This window comes from Streptomyces sp. ActVer (genome assembly GCF_027270795.1).
In the GTDB taxonomy this organism is placed as follows: Bacteria; Actinomycetota; Actinomycetes; order Streptomycetales; family Streptomycetaceae; genus Streptomyces; species Streptomyces umbrinus_A.
On sequence record NZ_JAPWHT010000715.1, the window covers coordinates 1 to 3,283 of the forward strand.

General features: G+C 74.4%; 5 protein-coding genes. 2 read left to right on the forward strand and 3 right to left on the reverse strand.

Annotated elements, in window-relative coordinates:
• Both O3Q52_RS50990 and O3Q52_RS50995 read left to right on the forward strand, forming a co-directional pair.
• On the forward strand, positions 1-128 hold a 128-nt coding region (locus O3Q52_RS50990), incomplete at its 5' end, for a DUF4439 domain-containing protein (protein ID WP_332113025.1).
• 27 nt (positions 129-155) lie between these two features.
• Complete coding sequence (locus O3Q52_RS50995; protein ID WP_269655226.1) at positions 156-1,049, forward strand: aminoglycoside phosphotransferase family protein; 894 nt, start codon at positions 156-158, stop codon at positions 1,047-1,049.
• A gap of 62 nt (positions 1,050-1,111) precedes the next feature.
• On the opposite strand, the gene O3Q52_RS51000 is transcribed toward O3Q52_RS50995, so the two are convergent.
• The 3 genes from O3Q52_RS51000 to O3Q52_RS51010 are packed head-to-tail and all read right to left on the reverse strand — an operon-like array spanning position 1,112 to position 3,121.
• On the reverse strand, positions 1,112-1,321 hold the full coding sequence (locus O3Q52_RS51000) for a ferredoxin (protein WP_269655227.1): 210 nt from the start codon (positions 1,319-1,321) through the stop codon (positions 1,112-1,114).
• A gap of 1 nt (position 1,322) precedes the next feature.
• Complete coding sequence (locus O3Q52_RS51005; RefSeq protein ID WP_269655228.1) at positions 1,323-2,543, reverse strand: NADH-ubiquinone oxidoreductase-F iron-sulfur binding region domain-containing protein; 1,221 nt, start codon at positions 2,541-2,543, stop codon at positions 1,323-1,325.
• Entirely contained in the window at positions 2,540-3,121 is a 582-nt protein-coding gene (locus tag O3Q52_RS51010) for a ferric reductase-like transmembrane domain-containing protein (RefSeq protein ID WP_269655229.1), read from the reverse strand. Before O3Q52_RS51010 ends, O3Q52_RS51005 begins: the two co-directional genes overlap by 4 nt.
• Positions 3,122-3,283 lie beyond the last annotated feature (162 nt).

A 3,283-nucleotide genomic window follows, 5' to 3' on the forward strand; every position in this document is an offset into this window, starting at 1 on the left:
GGTCGGCCGCCGAGGCGCTGCGGGACGCGGCGGTGCGGGCGGTGCGCTGGCGCGGCGAGAGCGTACCCTTCCCTGGTCTCGCCGAGCGGTCCGCCCGGTCCACCGCGTCGGCGGCACCGCCGTCGTAACGCGCACAGGAAGGAAACGACTCGCGCATGGCTTTCGAACCGCCGCGGCGTCTCGTCAAGGCGCTCGGCGAGGCGGCACCGAGCGGTGACGACTGGCTGGAGAAGCTGCCCGAGGCGGCTCAGCAGGCCGTCGCGCTACGCGAGTTGACCGTGGAGCGCGTTCAGGTGCCCGGTGGGCGCAGCAGTCTGGTGGTCCTGGTGCGGCTGCCGGACGGCACCCCCGCCGTCCTGAAACTCGCGCCCGGCCGGGCCCGCCCGGAGAGCGAACGGGCCGCGCTCGCGCACTGGGACGGCCTGGGTGCGGTACGGCTCCTGGAGCCGGCCGGTGCCGAGGGCGTACTGCTCCTTGAGCGGCTGCATCCCGATGTGTCGGTGCGTTCGCTGGCCGAGGCCAAGTCGATGCTGGAGGCGGCCGGGGCGCTGCGCCGCCTGTGGGTCGAGCCACCGGCCGGCCCGGTCTTCGAGACGGTTGCCGAGCGGACCGGGCGACAGGCCGAGGCGATGCGGGCGGGCGCCGACGCGGAGGCGGCACCGCTGGTCGACGCGGCCCTGGCGGTTCGCGACGAACTGCTGGCCTCCCCGCCCGAGTCCCGCCTCCTGCACGGCACCTTCCGGCAGAGCAAGGTGCTGGCCGGCGAACGCAGCCCCTGGCTGGCCGTGGGGCCCGACCCCGTCGTCGGCGAGTGCGCCTTCGACCTGGCCCGGCTGGTCCGTGACCGGGTCGAGGACCTGATCGCCTCCCCGTCCGGCTCCGCCATCACCCGCCGCCGGGTGAAGCGCCTCGCGGAGTCCCTGGACCTGGACCAGGAGCGGGTGCGGGGCTGGACCCTGTTCCGGGCCGTGGAGTCGGGCGTACGGGCTCGGCGGGTGGGCCGGTCCCAGGACGCGGAGCTGTTGCTGGAGTTCGCGAGCTGGTTGTAGGGGCCGGCGGTTCGGCATGAGTGGCGTGGGTGGCGTGGGTGGCGTGGGTGGCGTGGGTGCCTTCATGCCGCCGCGAGTCTGAGGGCCAGGACCGGGCAGTCCGCCGCCGCCCTGCGGGCGCGTTTCAACGTGCGGGCGGGGACGGGGCGCGCGTCGACGAGGGGGTAGCCCCACTCGTCGAGGGTGACGTGTTCCGGGAGGAGTTCCGCGCAGAGGCCGTGGGCCCGGCAGGACGTCCAGTCGATGTCGAGGTGCTGGGGCGGTTGGTCCATGTCAGCTCCGGTGCTCGGGGACGGGCAGCAGGGGCGTGCGGTCGGTCGCGGTGCACAAGCCCCGGGCGTGGGCGTCGAGTTCGGCGGCGAAGGTGGTCAGGGCGCTGCGGACCAGTCGGACCGTGCCGTCGGGGTGGTGGCAGGCGCCGCGGCCCTCGACCAGTCCGGCCCAGCGGGCGACGTCGTCACGGGCGGTGCCCTGGGGACCGGGGGCGGCCAGGGTGCGGAAGGCGGCGGCGATACGCGGCAGGCCGTTGAGACAGGGGCCGCACTGGCCTGCCGACTCAAGCGCCAGGTACCGCAGGACGCGGGCCGTTTCGGCGGGGCCGCAGCGGTCGGCGGGGAGGGCGGCGAGGACTCCCGCGCCCAAGGTGGCGGCGGACAGGCCAAGTTGGGCTGCCTCGGCGGTCGGGAGCCAGGTGCCGTGGTAGCCGCCCAGCAGGATCGCGCCGGTGCCCTCCAGCGGGAGCAGCCGGTGCAGGGGCATGCCGAAGGGGGCCTCCACGACCTGCGGCTCGCGGCCTGGCACGTGGACCGTGCACAGGGCGCTGCCCGGCTCCGACGGGGTACCGGCCGAGCGGAACCAGTCGGCTCCGTAGCGGGCGATCAGCGCGAGGTGGGCGAGCGTCTCGACGTTCTGGACGAGGGTGGGTGCCCGGCGTACGCCCTGTTCGCGCACCGGAGGGTCCTGGTGGCGGGGCAGGGCCGCGTGGCCGGAGAGGTGCTGGGCGAGGGCCGAGGACTCTCCCGACAGGAAGCGCTTGGGTACACGTATGACGCGTACGGGGAAGGGGTCGTCCCGTTCGGCCACGGCAGCTTCGAGGCGGGTCGCCCCGTCCTCCACGGCCAGGTACGCCTCCCCCGCTCCGGTCGCCCGGGCCGCCGACCGCAGCCCGTCCAGGACCAGATGGGGCGAGCGGCTCAGCAGGGTCTTGTCCTTGGCGCTCGCCGGTTCGCCCTCGGCGCCGTTCGCGACGACGACCGGGGCGCGGCCGGTGCGGCGGGCCGCGTCGATGACCGACACGAACTTGCGGTACGTGGGGAAGGCGGCGCCTCCCCTGCCGGTGAGGCCGGACTCCGCGAGGTTGTGCAGGAGGGCGGCCGGGTCGGTGTGGGTGAGGGGGCCGTAGCGGGTCTCGTGTGTGGCGCGGTCGGCGGGGGCGGCGCCGGGGGCCAGGAGGCGTGGGGACATGAGGACGTCCGTGAACGTGCTGCTGGTCATGGTCGCGCCCCTTCGGCGGTGAGGAGGGTGGCGGGGGTGCGGCGGTCGGCTCGGGCGGCCTGGGCGACGCGGATCGTGAAAGCGGTGAGGACCGCTGCCACGCAGGTGACGGTCAGCCAGAGCATCCACTCGGTGCCCGTGTCCGTGCCGATTCCTGTGCCGTGGATCAGGGCCACCGGCCAGGAGGCGTAGGCCAGCCAGTGGACGGCTCGCCAGGTGCGGTGGCCGAGCCTCTCGCGGAAGAGGCTGGTGACCAGGACGGCGAGCATCAGGTCCAGGGCGACCGTGCCCAGGCCCAGCCAGAGGGGCTGGTAGTCGGAGGCGAACGGGATCAGGACGTCGAGGGGGCTGATGTCGACGTAGCCGTCGATGACCGCTGTGGCTATGTGGATGGCCAGGAAGGCTGTCGCGGAGAGGGAGATTGTGCGGTGGAGGGAGACCGTGCCGAAGCGGGGGAGGCCTGGGAGGCGGGTCCTCAGGCGTACCGCCACGCCCAGGAGCACCACGACGGTGAAGAGCACCAGGCAGACGGCCCCGGTGGCTCGGTTGGCGTACCAGAGGACGGAGGCGTCGGTCATCGGGCCGTCTCCGTGGTGTCCCCTGCCGGAGATTCCTCGCCCCCGCCGCCCCTTCCCGTCCCGACCCTGGGGGCTGCCGCCCCCAGACCCCCGCCATCGGCCTGAACGGCCTCGTCCTTAAACGCCGGGCGGGCTGAAGTGCCCGCCCGGCCGCGAAGTATT